Source organism: Haloarcula ordinaria (assembly GCF_029338275.1).
GTDB lineage: Archaea > Halobacteriota > Halobacteria > Halobacteriales > Haloarculaceae > Haloarcula > Haloarcula ordinaria.
The window spans coordinates 1,271,679-1,286,103 of sequence record NZ_CP119789.1; the positions used below are offsets into that span (position 1 = coordinate 1,271,679).

Sequence of the window (14,425 nt, forward strand, 5' to 3'; positions counted from 1 at the left end):
CGGTTTCCATCCGCCCGCCGAACCGGGGTGGAGATTAAAGCGTCTGCAGTCGTACACGTCTGTATGCGCGTCCTCGTCACCGGTGCGACCGGGTTCGTCGGTAGTCATCTGGTTCCGGTGCTGCTCGACCGGGGCCACGAGGTCGTCGCACTCGTCCGTGACCCCGCGACGTACGACGCACCGGGCGGCGTCGAGGTTGTCAAGGGCGACGTGCTCGACCCGGACCTCACGCTCCCGTCGGTCGACGTCGCCTGCTATCTCGTCCACTCGATGGGTTCCGGGGAGAACTTCGAGGAGCGCGACCGGCGGGCGGCCCGGACGTTCCTCCAGGCGGTCGACGCGGCGGGTATCGACCGCATCGTCTACCTCGGTGGGCTGGGCCGCGACGACGACGACCTTTCGGACCACCTGCGGTCCCGTCGCGAGGTGGAACGCCTGCTGGCGACCGGCGAAGCCGACCTGACGGTGCTCCGGGCGGCTATCATCATCGGCGACGAGTCCGCGAGCTTCCAGGTCATCCGCCAGCTCGCACAGCGCCTCCCGGTGATGGTCACCCCGAGCTGGGTCCGGACGGACTGTCAGCCCATCTACATCGACGACGTCGTTTCGTATCTCGTCGGGGTGCTCGAAGACCCGGAGACGGCCGGGCAGACCTTCGAAATCGGTGGGCCGGACGTGCTGACCTACGAGGATATCCTGGCCCAGACCGCCGAGATTCTGTTCGGCCGGCGGCCGGTCATCGTCCCCGTTCCGGTCCTCTCCCCCGGACTGTCGGCCCGCTGGCTCGGCCTCGTGACGGACGTGCCGACCAGCGTCGCGAAGCCGCTGGTCGACGGCCTCCAGAACCCCGTGGTCGTCACCGACGACAGCATCGACTCGTACGTCGCCGTCGAGACGACGCCGTTCCGGGAGGCGGTCAGGCTGGCGGGGTCGAAACGAGAGCGGTCCGAGCGCCGCCGGGTCGAGGCCTGAGGGAGGTCACCCGCGCATGAGGTTCATCACCTCGTCGGCGACGTCCGGTTCGACGGCGACGACGTAGCGCTTGCCGGCGTCGAGCGTCGTGTCCGGCCGGGCGATTCGGTCGCCATCGTCGTCGGAGACGACGAGCGTGCCGGCCGGGAACCGGATCTCGGAGAGCTGCCGGCCGGCGGCCGGCGCGCCCTCGGCGACGCGGATCTGCATGATGTCGAGCGTGCCCGTGAGGTCCGCGAGCGTCTCGACGTCGCTGCCGATGATCTCGTTCGCGGCGGTGCGTGCCCCCGCGAGTTCCGGGAACAGGACCTGGTCGACGAACCGGGTGTACGACTCCTTGGCGCGGGTGTCGATGCGTGCCACCGTCCGGATGTCCGGCGCCATGTCCTTTGCCTCCATACAGACGGCGAGGTTCAGTCCCGCCAGCCCGGTGAGCCCGGCGATGGCGTCGGCGTCCTCGACGCCGGCCTGTTCCAGTATCGACGGGTTCGAGGCGTCGCCGGAGATGACCGTCGCGACGTACTCGTCGGAGACGGCGTCGGCTCTCGCCTGGTCGCGCTCGACGACGGTGACGTCGTGGCCCCGGTCGTCTAAGATGGTCGCTGTTTCGAAGCCGACACGGCCGCCGCCCGCGATGATGACGTCCAGTTTACTTCCCATGATTCAATCGTCCTCCAGGGGAACCTGTTCGTCGCCGGCCGCCGTCCCCTCGGCGGCGTCCGGCTCCGTTCGTAGGCGATTCAGTCCGAAGTAGGTGACCACGCCGAGGCCGATCCAGGCGGCGCTGAGCGCCAGCGCCAGCGGGTCCGTCCGCACGAGGAACTCCACGAGCACCAGCGTCAATACGAGGTTCAGGACGATGCCGATGACCGGTGGGGCCGGGTAGAACGGCATCTCGTAGGGCCGGTTCATGTCGGGTCGCTCCCGGCGCAGCTTGATGACCGAGCCGTTGACGACGATAAAGGAGAGCAGGAAGAAGAGGCTCGACATGTTGCCGGCGCTCTGCGTGGGCAGGACGACCGACCCGAGCATCACCACCGCCGAGGCGACGATGGCGACGAACGGCGTCCCGTAGCGGTGGTGAATCTGGCCGAACGACGGGAGCAGCTGACCCTCCCGCCCCATCGAGAAGGCGACCCGCGAGGAGGCGATGACCACCGCGTTGAGCGCCGTCAACGTCGAGAACACCGCGCCGAAGACGATGATGGCGCCGCCGTTCTGGATGATGGGTAGCCCCGTCGGCATGAACGACGTCGCCGCCTGTGCGATGCCGGCCTCGCCGGCCTCCGCCAGTCCCTGTGCGCCCAGGGTCCCGACGGCGACGGTGACCACGGCGAGGTAGACCACGACCGTCGCCGCGAGACTCACGAAGATGGCTTTCGGGATGTTCTCGCGGGGATTCTCGACCTCCTCGGTGACCGTGGTAATGAGGTCGTACCCCTCGAAGGCGATGAAGGTGAGCCCCATCGCGGGGAGGATGGCCAGTGCGCCCCCCTCGGCCGGGAACAGCGGCTGGAACTCCGCCGTCGAGAACATCGGCGCCGTCGCGCCGAAGGCGACGAACACCACGAGGATGCTCACCTTCACGATGGTGAACACCGTCTCCAGGCTCCCGCTCGCGGCCGTCGAGACGGCGTTCAGCGAGACGAGGCCCAGGACGGCGAGGAACGCCAGCAGGAACGTGGCCGGCAGGGCCGCGTCCACCACCGGCAGCGAGATGGCGCCGACCGCCTCGGGCGGCGGGACGATACCGTAGACGTGCAGCAGCTCGAGGAAGTTGGGCGCGAACCCGAGCGCGTACAGCGCGCCGGCGATCATGTACGCGAACCAGAGCATCCAGCCCATCAGATACGAGGGGAGGTCGGCGAACACCTCGCGGACGAAGGCGTAGCCGCCGCCGCTCTTGGGAATCGAGGCTGCCAGTTCGGCGTACGAGAGGCCGGTGAAGGCAGTGACGACACCGTTGAGCGCGAACACCAGGATGGCCGCCGGACCCGCGATTTCGGCGGCCAGCCCGGTCAGGACGAAGATACCGGCGCCGATCATCGCGCCCATGCCGATCATCGTCGCGTCCAGCAGGCCCAGGTCGGCCTCCGGCGAGCGGTCCTGCTGGCTCACTGGCCCGGCCTCCGTGCGTGACCCGCGGTATCTCGGTCTCGCGGCTGTGGCCGACACGGACCGGCCCGGAGCTGTCTCGTGGCGCGCCAGCCGCCGGTCGGAATCCAGCGCATCAACCGGCATATCTGTAGGTTCCCACTTTTAATCCGGGGACGATTTGCAGCGAGCGGGAACTGCCGGTCGATTCAGGACCGGGGCCGTCCCGTCGCACAAACCGTTATTATGGTGTGGCATGTACGCACATGACATGGCAACGGCATATCTGGTGAGTACGGCTCTGATGGGCCTGCTCGTCGTCGGTGTCCTGCTCTGGCTCGGCCGGGTCAGGGGCTGGTATCAGTACTCCCCGGCAGCCTCGGGCGAGGGCTGGTCGCCGGGTGTCCCGCCCAAGAGCACCGTCGACCGACTGACTGGCAGCACGTCGGCGTGGCTGGTCGCGTTCGCGCTGCTCGTCGTCGGCTTCCTCGTCGGCGTCGTCGCGTTCATCTCCGCACCGGCCGGCAGCGGCGGGCTCGCCGGGCCAGCGGTCGCCGTCGGCGGTGGACTCCTCCTCGTGGGCTACCTCCTCTTCGGCGTCTACATCTCGGCGAAGCGCCGGGGCCACCCGAGCGCCCTCGCGGCCGCCGAGTCGGCGACGGTCGCCGGGACGCTCTTCCTGGTCGCGATAACCGTCAGGCTCGTCCTGCCCTGAGCCGCCGACGCCGAACGGGTAACAGAGTTGGTATCGTCGATTTATGTCTCTCTGTCGTCCCTCTAGATAGGGATGAACAGGACCAGTCGGCTCTCGATTCTCCACGTCGACGACGACGCAGACCTGCGGGACCTCGTCAAACTCCAGCTCGAACGGGAGGAGAACGCCATCGAGTGCACGGTCCGCACCGAGGGCTGCCCGCAGCAGGCACTCGACCTGATACGTGATCCGGAGACCGCGTTCGACTGCGTCATCAGCGACTACAACATGCCCGCGATGAACGGTATCGAGTTCCTGCGGGCGGTTCGCGACTCACACCCCGAGCTCCCTGTGCTCCTTTTCTCGGGCGAGGAGACGGCCGACATCGCCGCCGAGATAGTCGAGGCCGGCCTCACGGATTACCTGCGGAAGGGGTACGGACTCGACCAGTACACGATGTTGATTCGGCGGGTGTCTCACGCCGTCGAGTCGGACGGGGCGTTCGACTCCGAGATGGAGACGGAGCTCGACGGTGTCGGCGTCGTCGGGCGGGACGAACACTTCGACGACGTCGACGACACCTACGCCTCGATGTACGGCTACTCGGCGGACGAACTCACGGGGAAACACTGGACCGAGCTCCACCCCGACGAGGAGGTAGAGCACATCCGCACGCACGTCCTGCCCGTCGTCGAGCGCGGCGGCAAGTGGACCGGTCGGAGCGAGGGGCTTCGCTCGGACAACACGCGGTTCACGGAGTCGAAACTCGTGACCGCACTGGACGACGGCCGCCTGCTCATCGCCGTCTCGGAACTCGACGACTCGCCGCTCGCCGGGGAAGTCTGACGGGGCGAAGCACCTGCCGTCGGACGGTTCGAAAACGGGGCCGTCGTCTCAGACGATGGAGTAGGCGGCCGCCGCGGTCAGCGCCACTGCGCCCAGCGTCCCGGCCAGTATCATGTACGTGACCGAGCGTGGCTCGGAGATGAGGTGCTGGTAGTACGCGGCGACCCCGACGGCCTTGATGACCGACAGCACCATGATGACGCCGAAGGCCAGCCAGTAGGCGCTGTCCACGAGTCCCACGAACTCCACGACCGCTTGCACGGTCGCGAAGACGAACAGTACGACGTATATCAGGGTGTAGCCTTTCCAGTCCATGGTCACAGGATGTAGAACAGCGGGAACAGGAACAGCCAGACGATGTCGACGAAGTGCCAGTAGAGCCCGAAGTACTCGATGGGCTTGTCGTCACCCTGGTACGCCCCGTTCCAGGCGCGGATTGTCATGTACCCACAGATGATGAGCCCGATGACGACGTGGGCCCCGTGGAGCCCGGTCGTCAGGTAGAACGTCGACGACCCGATGTTCGTCGAGAGGTTCCATCCGTTCGGGAACGCCTCCGTGGAGATGTGGAACAGGTGGTTCCACTCGATACCCTTGTTGATGAGGAAGCCGACGCCCAGCGCGAAGGTGCCAGCCATAAGACCGGTCGTCAACTTCCGCCGGTTGCGCTTGGCCGCGACCATCGCCAGCACGACGAGGAAGCTCGACGTGAGCAACAGGTAGGTGTTGATGAGCCCCGGCATCGTCACGTGCTCGGCGGGGATGAGGTCGTGGTGCCAGTCCGACCAGCCGTAGGCCACCCGGACGAAGGCATAGGAGCCGATGAACCCGCCGAAGAGGACGACGTCGCTCGCGAGGAACGTCCACATCCCGAGTTTCATCTTCTCGACGCTGTCGAACGGCCACCGTTCTGCGATGGCCATCTCCGGGGCGTGGAACGGCTCGCGGGTCATGCCCACCAGCGACCCGAAGGTGGCCAGGCTGCCGACCGCCGCCATGCCGACGTAGACCACGCTCCCGGTCCGGACGCCCGAGAGGCCCAGGAACGCGATGAAGCCCCCGAGACTGACGAGGAACGGCCAGAAACTCGCGTGACTGGCGTGTTCCCCACCGCCGGTCTCGTGGGCCGCTGCCGTCGGCGTCGCGGTGGCGGTCACCGCCCGGATGTTCCGGGCCGTCCCGCCGTCGGTGGCCCGCCCCCCGTCGGCCGCGACGCCCGCGCCACCGGTGGACGTGCCGGTCCGCTCGGCGACGTCCTCGTCGTCGAGGAACTCCAGCGACCCGTTCGCGTACGACGGCAGGCCGGGGAAGTTCTCCAGGTCGGGCGGCGAGGGGACGGCCCACTCCGCCGTCGAGGCGTACTTCCAGGGGCTGTCCCCGGCGTCCTCGCCGCGCCAGATGCTGACGAAGAGGTTGTAGAACATGACGAGCATGCTCGCCCCGAGGATGAACCCGCCGATCGTCGAGATGTTGTGCCAGATGGTCAGGTCAGCGGGGTACTCGAAGACCCGCCGCGGGGTCTCCCAGGCGATGAACATCGGGAAGTACAGCACGTTGAAACCGATGAAGAACGCCGCGAAGTGGACCTTCCCGAGGAACTCGTTGTACATCTTCCCGGTCATCTTCGGGTACCAGTAGTACAGCGCCCCGATGAGCGCCGTCGCGCCCCCGAACATCACGTAGTGGAAGTGTGCGACCACCCAGTAGGTCCCCCGGAACTGGTAGTCCAGCACGATGGCCCCGAGGAAGACACCGGTGATGCCCCCGAGGATGAACAGGAGCAGGGCCCCGAGCGCGAAGAGGAACGGCGTCTTGAACCGCACGCGACCTTTCGCCATCGTGTAGATGAGCGAGAACACCATCAGGTCGAAGGGCAGCGAGATGCCGATGGTCGTCGCCATGAAGATGGTCTTGATTGGCAGGTTGATGCCGGTCAGGAACATGTGGTGCATCCAGACGATGAAGGACTGGATGGCGACCAGCACCATCGAGATGATGAACCACTTGCGCCCGACCAGGCGACGGCCGGTGAACGTCTGGAAGATCTCTGCCATCGCGCCCAGCGCCGGGAAGAAGACGATGTACACCTCCGGATGGCCGAAGAACCAGAAGAGGTGGGCCCACAGCAGCGACGCGCCGGGGTTCTCCGCGCTCGTCCCGAGCGTTGTCCCGTCGTTGGCGAACTGGAAGTACGTCGTCCCGATGACGTGGTCCGAGGCCAGTATCATCAGGGCCGCCAGCAGCGCCGCGAAGGCAAAGAGCATCATCCAGACGGTGAGGTTGATCGACAGCGAGAAGATGGGGATGTCGCGCATCCGCAGGCCCTCGGCCCGCATGCGGTACATCGTGGTCAGGAAGTTGACCGACCCCATCGTCACCGCGGCGGTGAACATGATGAGCGCCAGGACGACCGACGTCGCGCCCAGTCCCTCGCCGGGGATGTAGGCGGGCGTGTTCAGCGGCGCGTACATCGTCCACCCGCCGGCGAACGTCGCACCCTGGAAGAAGGAGACGCCGACCAGGATGCCCGAGAACAGGTAGAGCCAGTACGATAGCGCGTTCAGCCGGGGAAAGGCGAGGTCGTCGGCCCCGATCTGGAGCGGGACGAGGTAGTTGGCGAAGCCGAAGGCGAAGGGGGAGATGAACCAGAACACCATCAGCAGGCCGTGCGTCGAGACGGCCTGGTTGTAGCCCATCGACCCCAGCAGGTCCGCGCCCGGGGACAGCAGTTCCAGGCGGAACAGGAGTGCGAGGACGCCGCCGAAGACCAAAAAGAAGATCGACGTGATGAGATAGAGGATGCCGATGTCCTTGTGGTTGGTCGTGAGGAACCACCGGCTGATCGACGACTTCGGCGGCAGGCCGTGGTCGTAGCTCATGCCGGCGCACCTCCGACTGTGGCGGTCCCGCTCGGGGCGAGCGCGGCGGTCTCGTTACCGCTCGTCCCGTTCGAACTCGCCTGCGTGTCGCTGTACCACTCCTCGTACTCGGACTGGGTGACGACCTCGACCGGCGCGACCATCACGGAGTGGCCGCTGCCACACAGCTCGTAGCACTTGGCCTCGTACTCGCCCGTCTCGGGGGCGGTGAACCACGCGGTGGTGGTCTGCCCGGGGATAGCGTCGGTCTTGACGCGCAGCTCGGGGATGCCGAAGTTGTGGAAGACGTCCGAGGACGTCACCTGTAATCTGATCACCCGGTCCTGTGGCACGACCAGCGTGTTGGTCTCGTGCCCGTTGGGGTAGGTAAATGCCCACCCGAAGCGGAACCCTTCGACGTCGATATCGATGGCGTCGATGTCCGCACGGTCGTCGTCCGGCCCGTTCTCGACGTACAGCAGCGTCGTGTACGTCCACGCGATGAGCGAGATGACGATGACGGCGCTGATGCCAAAGGAGTAGAACACCTTCCGTCCGCCGGTCCCCCCGGTGGGTTTCTCGCCCAGTTGCGGCCGCTCGACCTTGTCCGTGTACGGGTCCTCCTCGCTCGCGGACTCCCGATACTTGACGGCGTGGTACATCGTGTAGGTGACCACGACGATGCCCACTACCGCTCCGAGGACGAGGAAGACCTCGAAGATACTGTTGAACACGTCCGCCGGCGCCCTGACGTCCCCTCCGTGGAGCGGAAACGCCGTGACGTGTGGTAGCGTGTGACTCGACATCAAGGTGACGTTCAAGGTACCATGTATTAGTCATTGTGGACAACGAGTGGATAAGTAATCTCGCGTAACCTATTCCACGAGCGAACTTTTTTATCTGATGGTATGTAATACCATGACATGGCAGACCCGTCTCCGGGCGTCGACGACCCGGCAATGAACGACGAGCCGGCCGTGCCCGACGAAAACGAGTTCGACAGCCTGGTCGGTATCATCGGCGACGGGCTCGTCGGAGCCGCCGGTGGGCTCGTCGGTACGGCGATGATGAGCGTCGTCTTCCTGGTCGCCGAGTCCGTCGGTGCCTTCGACCGCTCCGCGTTCGCCATCCTGACGGAGCTGGTCGGCCTGGACGGACTCGTCCCGGAGGTGCTGTTCGGGTACCTCATCTTCCTCGGCGGCGGGATGTTACCCTGGCCACTCCTCTTCGCGTCGTTGAAGGCGTACCTCCCCGGACGGAGCGACCCCGTCAGCGGGGCCTTCTTCGGGGCCGCGATGTGGACGGGCTTCGTCCTCGCCTTCTACACGGGACAGAGCGGCCTCTCGCTGGTCCTGTACGCCCTGCTCACGCTGGTTGCCCACGTGGTCTACGGCATCGGCCTCGGCGTCGTGTTCAACTACTTCATGACCCGGCCGGATTCCATCGTCTGAGCGCCCCGGGCCCGTCTGTCTCGTGGCCGGACCGGGCCGCCCCGGCCCGGCACGGACTCACTCCGAGTACCCTTCCTGCAGAAACGCGCCTTCCGTCTCGTACATCGACACCAGCTCGACGATGAACTCCTCGTAGGTCTCGTCGTCCTCCAGGTGGGTCTCGAGCCGTTCTCGCAGGTCGTCGCTGATTTCGAGCGTGTATGTCATGGCAATCGGGAACACTGTTCCCGGTGCTGGTAGATAGATGCCGCATGGACAAATAACCGGTAGGTGCACGCTAGCAGTGGCTGCAGACGGATACCGACCTCTCTCTATCTGAAACGTTTCGGGGAACAGTTAATTCACTTCGAGTTGTACGACTGGTATGGGCAGTATCCTCCTTGCCACCGACGGGAGCGAGTACGCGCGGAAAGCAGCCGACAGGGCGATCGACCTGGCCGAGGAGCACGAGAGCCCGTTGCACGTCATCTGTGTCGTCGACCGCCAGAAGTTCGACGACCCGGCGCTCAGCTCCGCGGAACTGGCGACCATCTACGCCGAGGACCACGCCGTCGTCTCTGTCAACGAGGTGACCCAGATGGCCGACGGTCGAGATATCGTCGTCGAGGGGGAGACGAGACACGGCGTCCCCCACGAGACGATTCTCGAGTACGCCGACGAGGTCGATGCGGACGTCATCGTCGTCGGCGAACACGGCGACCACGAGGAGCACTTCTCTGGCGTCGGCAAGAAGGTGGCCAGTACGTACGACCGTGACGTGGTCGTCGTGACAGCAGAGCCCTGACCACGACGATGTACGACCAGATTCTGATTCCGACCGACGGCGGTGACGTCGCCGACACCGCGGCCGAGGTGGCGATCACGCTCGCCGGCCGCTTCGACGCCACGCTGCACGTCGTCCACGTCAGCGAACTCGGCGAACTGCCGCCGGGCACGGACGACGCGGACGCGAGCCCCCTCGCGAGCGGCGCCGAGGCCGCGGTGACCGAGATAGCGGAGGCCGCAGCCGATGCCGGGCTCGAAGTGGCGACGGCCATCGTCGAGGCCGGCAGTTCCGTCCACGGGGCGCTCCTCGCCTACGTCGAGCGCCACGACGTCGACTGCCTGGTCATGGGCACACACGGCCGGAGCGGGGTCGACCGAGTCGTCTTCGGGAGCGTCGCCGAGCGGACGGTCCGTGAGTCCCCGGTGCCCGTGCTGACCGTCCACGCCGAGACGGTCCTCGACCCGGACTTCTCCTCGATACTGGTCCCGACGGACGGCAGTCGCTGTGCCCGAACCGCCGTGGACCACGCTATCGAACTGGCCGACCTGACCGGTGCGACGCTCCACCTCCTCAACGTCGTCAACCCGGCGGCAATCTACGGCGACGTCGACACGGCTCGAATCCTCGACTCGCTCGAAGCGGCCGGGGCCGGACTGCTCGAGGACCTCGAGGAAGTCGCGAGCGACGCCGGCCTCTCGTCGGTGGAGACGACCGTCACGACCGGCACGCCCCACCGGGCCATCAGAGCGTACGCCGACGACCACGACATCGACTGCATCGCGATGGGGACCCACGGCCGGACCGGCGTCCAGCGCTACCTGCTGGGCAGCGTCACCAGTCGCGTCATCCGACTGTCCGACGTCCCGGTCCTCGCGATTCCGGGGACGCGAGACGACTGACCCCTCGCCCCGTCAGTCCGCTTCTTCCAGCAGCCAGCCGAAGCGTTTCTCCCAGAACTCCTCGCTCCGTGGCTTCTTGCTCTTGCCGCGGGTCTTCCGGTCGCGAATCCGTCGTTCGAGGACGTCCCGGGCCTCGTTGAGGGCGTGACTCGCGCCGTATCCCTCGCCCGATGCCATGTAGAGGCCCTGGTCGGTGTGCAGACGGATGCGAGCCAGCAACAGCGGCGTCCCGCGGAGTTTCTCGTCGTGCTCGTGGAGGTGTATCTTCGCGTCGAGGACCGTCATCTCCCGGTCGCGCCCGTCGAACTTGTCGACCATCTCGACGATGTCCTCGTACTGCACGTCGTCGAGCAGGTCGGTGCCGTACACCTGGACGCTCCGGTTGCCGCCGGCCTCCCAGGTGAGCGCGTCGAGGACGTCCGTCTTGGTGACGATGCCGTACGGGTGGCCGTTGTCGGTGACGACGAGCGACGAGCCACCGAGGTCGAACATCGCCTCGACGGCCACGTCGAGCGTCTCGTCGGGGTCGATGGTCCGGACCGGCGCCACCATCACGTCACGGACTGGCAGGTCGAGCACCCGCTGGAGTTCACCCTCCCGGGCACCGAAGCCGCCGCCACGGCTTCGACTGGCGCTGGCCGCGAGCGACCCGCCGAAGGAGTCCTGCCCGCTCGCGTCGCCGCCCTGACTCTGTCTGGCCTCCCGGACGGTGAGCTCGGTCACGTCGTAGAGGCTCACGATGCCGACGGGGTCGTCGTCCTCGACGACCGGGAGGTGCGTGATACGGTGCTCCCGGAAGTCGTGGAGCGCTTCGCCGAGCGTCGTCTCCGGTGCCACGGTGACGAGGTCCGACGTCGCGGCCTCGCGCACCGTCGCCGCGTCGAGGAACGGCATCACCGCCTCGAGAATCCCGTCGACGGTGACGATGCCCGTCAGCGTCTCCCCCTCGAACACGGGGAGCAGTTGCGTGTCGCTGTCTATCATCAACTGCGCGACGGCGCGAATGTCCTCGTCCGCGCGCAGTCGAGGCACGTGCCAGACGAGCGAGCCGACCTTCTCGTCCGGCGGGTGGTGGGACCCGGCCAGCTGCCGGCGGGTGACGATGCCCTCGAACTCGTCACCGTGGACGACGACGCCCTTGAGCGTGGGGTCGTCGAAGGCGCCGACGAGCTTCGAGACGCGCGTCTCCGGGCTGAACTCGGTGTAGTCTTCCGAAACGATTGCTGCGATATCCATGAATTTCCATGTTTCCGCTGTAGTCGACGGCTGTACGACGCTGTTGGCAACTATCGTTGCCCTCAGATGAGACTTCGTCGCACGGCAGCAAATACCCGCCGATGGTTCTCGGCCCGTGAGATTCGGGGTGCGGCTGAGACGCGTTCGTCCGGCCACCTCTCGCTGCTGTGGTGGCTTCCCTGACGAGTACGGGGTCGACTACCGACGGCGACGACCGTGGTCGAAACGGCCGGGCCTGGTGTTCCGGGAATCATAGGATGGGGACCGACCCGAAGTTTGGTCGACCTAAAAGTGTTGTCCTACTGGTAGGTATAAGTGCCTGACGCACGTACGGATATACTGCAATGAGTTCCCAGAAAAGCGCTCGCAAAGCAGCACAGACGGTCGGCGAGAACCCGCTCCGTATCGACGAGGAGAAAGCCGAACAGGTCATCGACGCGCTGAACACGGACCTCGCCGACGCGTACGTCCTCTACCACCAGCTCCACAAGCACCACTGGAACGTGGAAGGTGCGGAGCACCGGGACATCCACGTCTTCCTCCAGGAGGCCTACGAGGAAGTCGAAGAAGCAGCGGACGAGATCGCCGAGCGCGTCCAGACGCTCGGCGGGGTGCCCCACGCGAGCATGGCCACGCTGTCGGACGTAGCGACCGTCGAACCGGAGGACGAGGACGTCTACGACATCCGGACCTCGCTGCAGAACGACCTCGAGATGTACGGCGACATCCTCGAGAGCTACCGGGAGCACATCGACCTCGCGGCGGGCCTGGGCGACCACGGAACCGCCCACATGCTCCGTGAACAGCTCATCGAGGTCGAAGAACACGCCCACGTCATCGACCACTACCTCGAAGACGACACGCTCGTCGTCGACTCGGCGACGAACTGAGCGACCACCGACTGACAGCCCACCCGTTTTCCCGCGTCGAGTCGCCGGTTGCTCTGGAGAGTCACGCCCGCCGTCCGCCCTGGCACACCGTCGTCTCTGTTATCGCCGTACGTCGACGGTCAGTTCGCTCGAAATCCACCCGTCCGAGTTCCCGGCTTCGAGAAAGACCGATTTCCCCGGACAGCTCGTACAGAAGGATATCTCGGGCGTCTCCGGCGTCTCTGCCTTCGCATCATCACTGGTGGTGGACTGTGTGCCAGCGGCCATTACGAGCGATTAGGCAGACCTAAAATAAAAATGGTCCGGTTCGTCTCGGCAGGTCCGGGCGTCCTGTGCGAGCAACGTGCACACAGGGCTCGAGCGAACTCCGTTCGCTCGGCGGATTCGAACCGAAGCGAGACTCACTGCGTTCGTCCCGCAGGGTTCGAACCGCCCGTCGGATAGATTCGCCACTCACGGCTCGTTCGTGGCAGAATCTATGGGTCCGGGCGGATTCGAACCACCGACCTCGGCCTTGTAAAGGCCACGTCATAACCAACTAGACCACGGACCCGCACTACGTCGTTTTCGACCGTCGGGAATAACGCTTTCTCTCTGAGACTACCAGAACTTCACGCCCAGGTCGTGCATCCGTTCGTTGTGGCGGGCGACGTTGATGAGCAGCGGCGTGACCGCCTCCACCTCTGCGGCGTTCGAGAGGGGGCCGCCGTCGAGGGCCCTGAGGCCCTCGATGGCCTCTGCGAGTTCGCTGACCGTGTCTTTCGCGTCGCCGTCGTCGCCGACGACGACGGTGTCCCAGTCGGCTCGGCGTCGAGGTTCGCCAGCCGACCGGCCGCGAGGTTGTGGAACGCGCCGACGACGGGGGTGTCGTCGGGCGCGGCGTTCGCCGCGAGTTCGGTGACGCTGCCGACGCCAGGCTGGTTGTAGTGGAACCCGTCCTCGTCGCGTTTCATCCCCACGGCGGGCGAGACGAGGACGGCGTCACCGAGCTCGTCGGCGACCGATTCGACGGTGTCCGTGAGGTGGTACGCGGGGACGGCCGCGACGACGACGTCCGCCCGGGCCGTGGCATCGAGGTTCGAGAGCCCCTCGACCGTGACGTCTCGGCCGCGGCTGTCGAGTTCCGTCTCGTACTCCTCGGCCATCTGGTCGGCCTTCTCGGCCTCCCGAGACCCGATGATGACCGTGTGGTTGGAGTCCGCCGCCCAGCGCAGCGCGAGGCCCTGTCCGATGTCGCCGGTGCCGCCGAGTAATGCGATGTCCATGTCGACTGAGTGGAGTGTCCGGCGAATAAGCGTTGTGCGACCGACCTCGATTACGTGTAGGTCTCCCAGGCCCAGTCGAACCCCCCGCCGTACGCGACGTAGAGGGCGGTGGCCAGTCCGGCGACGAACGTGGCAAGCTGGACGAGTATCCCGGCGAGACTCGTGTGCCCGAGCGCGAGATTCGCGACCGTCGCCAGGCTCACCGTCGCGAAGAAGAACACGAGAATGAACATGGCCAACCGACCCGGTCGGTGGGCGTCGTCGAAGATGTCCCGGTGTTCACGCATCGTCCAGTAGGCGGCGGGCCACGCGACGAGCTGGAAGCCGACGGTGTACAGCTGGGCCACGTCGAGGCTCGGGATGTAGACGGCCACCCCACCGACGATGCCGGCCCAGACGCTCACCAGGAGCGACCAGCCGACCAGCGACAACCGACCCATAGCTCGACCTGTTC

Annotated in this window: 16 protein-coding genes, 1 tRNA gene and 1 pseudogene; 7 read left to right on the forward strand and 11 right to left on the reverse strand. The window is 66.1% G+C overall.

Annotated features, from left to right (window positions below):
* Positions 1–63: 63 nt before the first annotated feature.
* Entirely contained in the window at positions 64–972 is a 909-nt protein-coding gene (locus P1L41_RS06705) for an NAD(P)H-binding protein (protein WP_276298093.1), read from the forward strand.
* Positions 973–978: 6 nt separating this feature from the next.
* On the opposite strand, the gene P1L41_RS06710 is transcribed toward P1L41_RS06705, so the two are convergent.
* A complete protein-coding gene (locus P1L41_RS06710; protein WP_276298094.1) occupies positions 979–1,632 on the reverse strand; it encodes a potassium channel family protein in 654 nt (217 codons plus the stop codon).
* 3 nt (positions 1,633–1,635) lie between these two features.
* Entirely contained in the window at positions 1,636–3,036 is a 1,401-nt protein-coding gene (locus tag P1L41_RS06715; RefSeq protein ID WP_379789152.1) for an APC family permease, read from the reverse strand.
* Positions 3,037–3,337: 301 nt separating this feature from the next.
* Here P1L41_RS06715 and P1L41_RS06720 point away from each other — a divergent pair, with 301 nt between their 5' ends.
* Both P1L41_RS06720 and P1L41_RS06725 read left to right on the forward strand, forming a co-directional pair.
* The gene (locus P1L41_RS06720) at positions 3,338–3,781 is read left to right on the forward strand and encodes a hypothetical protein (protein WP_276298096.1); all 444 of its coding nucleotides are present in this window, start codon (positions 3,338–3,340) and stop codon (positions 3,779–3,781) included.
* A 72-nt stretch (positions 3,782–3,853) separates the two neighbouring features.
* Positions 3,854–4,606 (forward strand): response regulator, encoded by a 753-nt coding sequence (locus P1L41_RS06725; RefSeq protein ID WP_276298097.1) that lies wholly within the window; start codon positions 3,854–3,856, stop codon positions 4,604–4,606.
* A gap of 48 nt (positions 4,607–4,654) precedes the next feature.
* On the opposite strand, the gene P1L41_RS06730 is transcribed toward P1L41_RS06725, so the two are convergent.
* Genes P1L41_RS06730 through coxB form a run of 3 tightly spaced genes read right to left on the reverse strand, consistent with a single transcriptional unit; the run spans position 4,655 to position 8,270 of the window.
* Positions 4,655–4,921, reverse strand: a complete 267-nt coding sequence (locus tag P1L41_RS06730) for a cytochrome C oxidase subunit IV family protein (protein WP_276298098.1) — start codon at positions 4,919–4,921, stop codon at positions 4,655–4,657.
* A 2-nt stretch (positions 4,922–4,923) separates the two neighbouring features.
* Positions 4,924–7,485, reverse strand: coding sequence for a cbb3-type cytochrome c oxidase subunit I (locus tag P1L41_RS06735; protein WP_276298099.1), 2,562 nt, complete (start codon positions 7,483–7,485; stop codon positions 4,924–4,926).
* Entirely contained in the window at positions 7,482–8,270 is a 789-nt protein-coding gene (gene coxB, locus P1L41_RS06740) for a cytochrome c oxidase subunit II (RefSeq protein WP_276298100.1), read from the reverse strand. Before coxB ends, P1L41_RS06735 begins: the two co-directional genes overlap by 4 nt.
* 117 nt (positions 8,271–8,387) lie before the next feature.
* Here coxB and P1L41_RS06745 point away from each other — a divergent pair, with 117 nt between their 5' ends.
* Positions 8,388–8,915 (forward strand): DUF6789 family protein, encoded by a 528-nt coding sequence (locus P1L41_RS06745; protein WP_276298101.1) that lies wholly within the window; start codon positions 8,388–8,390, stop codon positions 8,913–8,915.
* Positions 8,916–8,972: 57 nt separating this feature from the next.
* On the opposite strand, the gene P1L41_RS06750 is transcribed toward P1L41_RS06745, so the two are convergent.
* Complete coding sequence (locus P1L41_RS06750; RefSeq protein WP_276298102.1) at positions 8,973–9,122, reverse strand: DUF7557 family protein; 150 nt, start codon at positions 9,120–9,122, stop codon at positions 8,973–8,975.
* A gap of 157 nt (positions 9,123–9,279) precedes the next feature.
* Here P1L41_RS06750 and P1L41_RS06755 point away from each other — a divergent pair, with 157 nt between their 5' ends.
* Both P1L41_RS06755 and P1L41_RS06760 read left to right on the forward strand, forming a co-directional pair.
* Positions 9,280–9,699: a universal stress protein gene (locus tag P1L41_RS06755; protein ID WP_276298103.1), complete on the forward strand. Its 420-nt coding sequence runs from the start codon at positions 9,280–9,282 to the stop codon at positions 9,697–9,699.
* 8 nt (positions 9,700–9,707) lie between these two features.
* The gene (locus P1L41_RS06760; RefSeq protein ID WP_276298104.1) at positions 9,708–10,580 is read left to right on the forward strand and encodes a universal stress protein; all 873 of its coding nucleotides are present in this window, start codon (positions 9,708–9,710) and stop codon (positions 10,578–10,580) included.
* 12 nt (positions 10,581–10,592) lie between these two features.
* On the opposite strand, the gene P1L41_RS06765 is transcribed toward P1L41_RS06760, so the two are convergent.
* Positions 10,593–11,816 (reverse strand): CBS domain-containing protein, encoded by a 1,224-nt coding sequence (locus P1L41_RS06765; RefSeq protein ID WP_276298105.1) that lies wholly within the window; start codon positions 11,814–11,816, stop codon positions 10,593–10,595.
* Between the two features lie 344 nt (positions 11,817–12,160).
* On the opposite strand from P1L41_RS06765, the gene dpsA reads away from it, so the two are divergent.
* The gene (gene dpsA, locus P1L41_RS06770) at positions 12,161–12,706 is read left to right on the forward strand and encodes a DNA starvation/stationary phase protection protein DpsA (RefSeq protein WP_276298106.1); all 546 of its coding nucleotides are present in this window, start codon (positions 12,161–12,163) and stop codon (positions 12,704–12,706) included.
* A 99-nt stretch (positions 12,707–12,805) separates the two neighbouring features.
* Here the strand turns inward: dpsA and P1L41_RS06775 are convergent, their stop codons facing one another.
* The 4 genes and pseudogenes from P1L41_RS06775 to P1L41_RS06790 form a co-directional block, all read right to left on the reverse strand.
* Positions 12,806–12,973 (reverse strand): hypothetical protein, encoded by a 168-nt coding sequence (locus tag P1L41_RS06775; protein ID WP_276298107.1) that lies wholly within the window; start codon positions 12,971–12,973, stop codon positions 12,806–12,808.
* 212 nt (positions 12,974–13,185) lie between these two features.
* Positions 13,186–13,259 (reverse strand) — tRNA-Val (locus P1L41_RS06780).
* 47 nt (positions 13,260–13,306) lie between these two features.
* Positions 13,307–13,971: pseudogene (npdG, locus tag P1L41_RS06785) on the reverse strand (NADPH-dependent F420 reductase).
* A gap of 50 nt (positions 13,972–14,021) precedes the next feature.
* Entirely contained in the window at positions 14,022–14,411 is a 390-nt protein-coding gene (locus P1L41_RS06790) for a hypothetical protein (protein ID WP_276298108.1), read from the reverse strand.
* Positions 14,412–14,425: the final 14 nt, after the last annotated feature.

Coding starts and splice junctions, on each gene's coding strand:
- P1L41_RS06705 (WP_276298093.1), top strand. CDS start 64: ATGCGCGTCCTCGTCACCGGTGCGACCGGGTTCGTCGGTAGTCATCTG.
- P1L41_RS06710 (WP_276298094.1), bottom strand. CDS start 1,632: ATGGGAAGTAAACTGGACGTCATCATCGCGGGCGGCGGCCGTGTCGGC.
- P1L41_RS06715 (WP_379789152.1), bottom strand. CDS start 3,036: ATGATCGGCATGGGCGCGATGATCGGCGCCGGTATCTTCGTCCTGACC.
- P1L41_RS06720 (WP_276298096.1), top strand. CDS start 3,338: ATGGCAACGGCATATCTGGTGAGTACGGCTCTGATGGGCCTGCTCGTC.
- P1L41_RS06725 (WP_276298097.1), top strand. CDS start 3,854: ATGAACAGGACCAGTCGGCTCTCGATTCTCCACGTCGACGACGACGCA.
- P1L41_RS06730 (WP_276298098.1), bottom strand. CDS start 4,921: ATGGACTGGAAAGGCTACACCCTGATATACGTCGTACTGTTCGTCTTC.
- P1L41_RS06735 (WP_276298099.1), bottom strand. CDS start 7,485: ATGAGCTACGACCACGGCCTGCCGCCGAAGTCGTCGATCAGCCGGTGG.
- coxB (WP_276298100.1), bottom strand. CDS start 8,270: ATGTCGAGTCACACGCTACCACACGTCACGGCGTTTCCGCTCCACGGA.
- P1L41_RS06745 (WP_276298101.1), top strand. CDS start 8,388: ATGGCAGACCCGTCTCCGGGCGTCGACGACCCGGCAATGAACGACGAG.
- P1L41_RS06750 (WP_276298102.1), bottom strand. CDS start 9,122: ATGACATACACGCTCGAAATCAGCGACGACCTGCGAGAACGGCTCGAG.
- P1L41_RS06755 (WP_276298103.1), top strand. CDS start 9,280: ATGGGCAGTATCCTCCTTGCCACCGACGGGAGCGAGTACGCGCGGAAA.
- P1L41_RS06760 (WP_276298104.1), top strand. CDS start 9,708: ATGTACGACCAGATTCTGATTCCGACCGACGGCGGTGACGTCGCCGAC.
- P1L41_RS06765 (WP_276298105.1), bottom strand. CDS start 11,816: ATGGATATCGCAGCAATCGTTTCGGAAGACTACACCGAGTTCAGCCCG.
- dpsA (WP_276298106.1), top strand. CDS start 12,161: ATGAGTTCCCAGAAAAGCGCTCGCAAAGCAGCACAGACGGTCGGCGAG.
- P1L41_RS06775 (WP_276298107.1), bottom strand. CDS start 12,973: ATGGCCGCTGGCACACAGTCCACCACCAGTGATGATGCGAAGGCAGAG.
- P1L41_RS06790 (WP_276298108.1), bottom strand. CDS start 14,411: ATGGGTCGGTTGTCGCTGGTCGGCTGGTCGCTCCTGGTGAGCGTCTGG.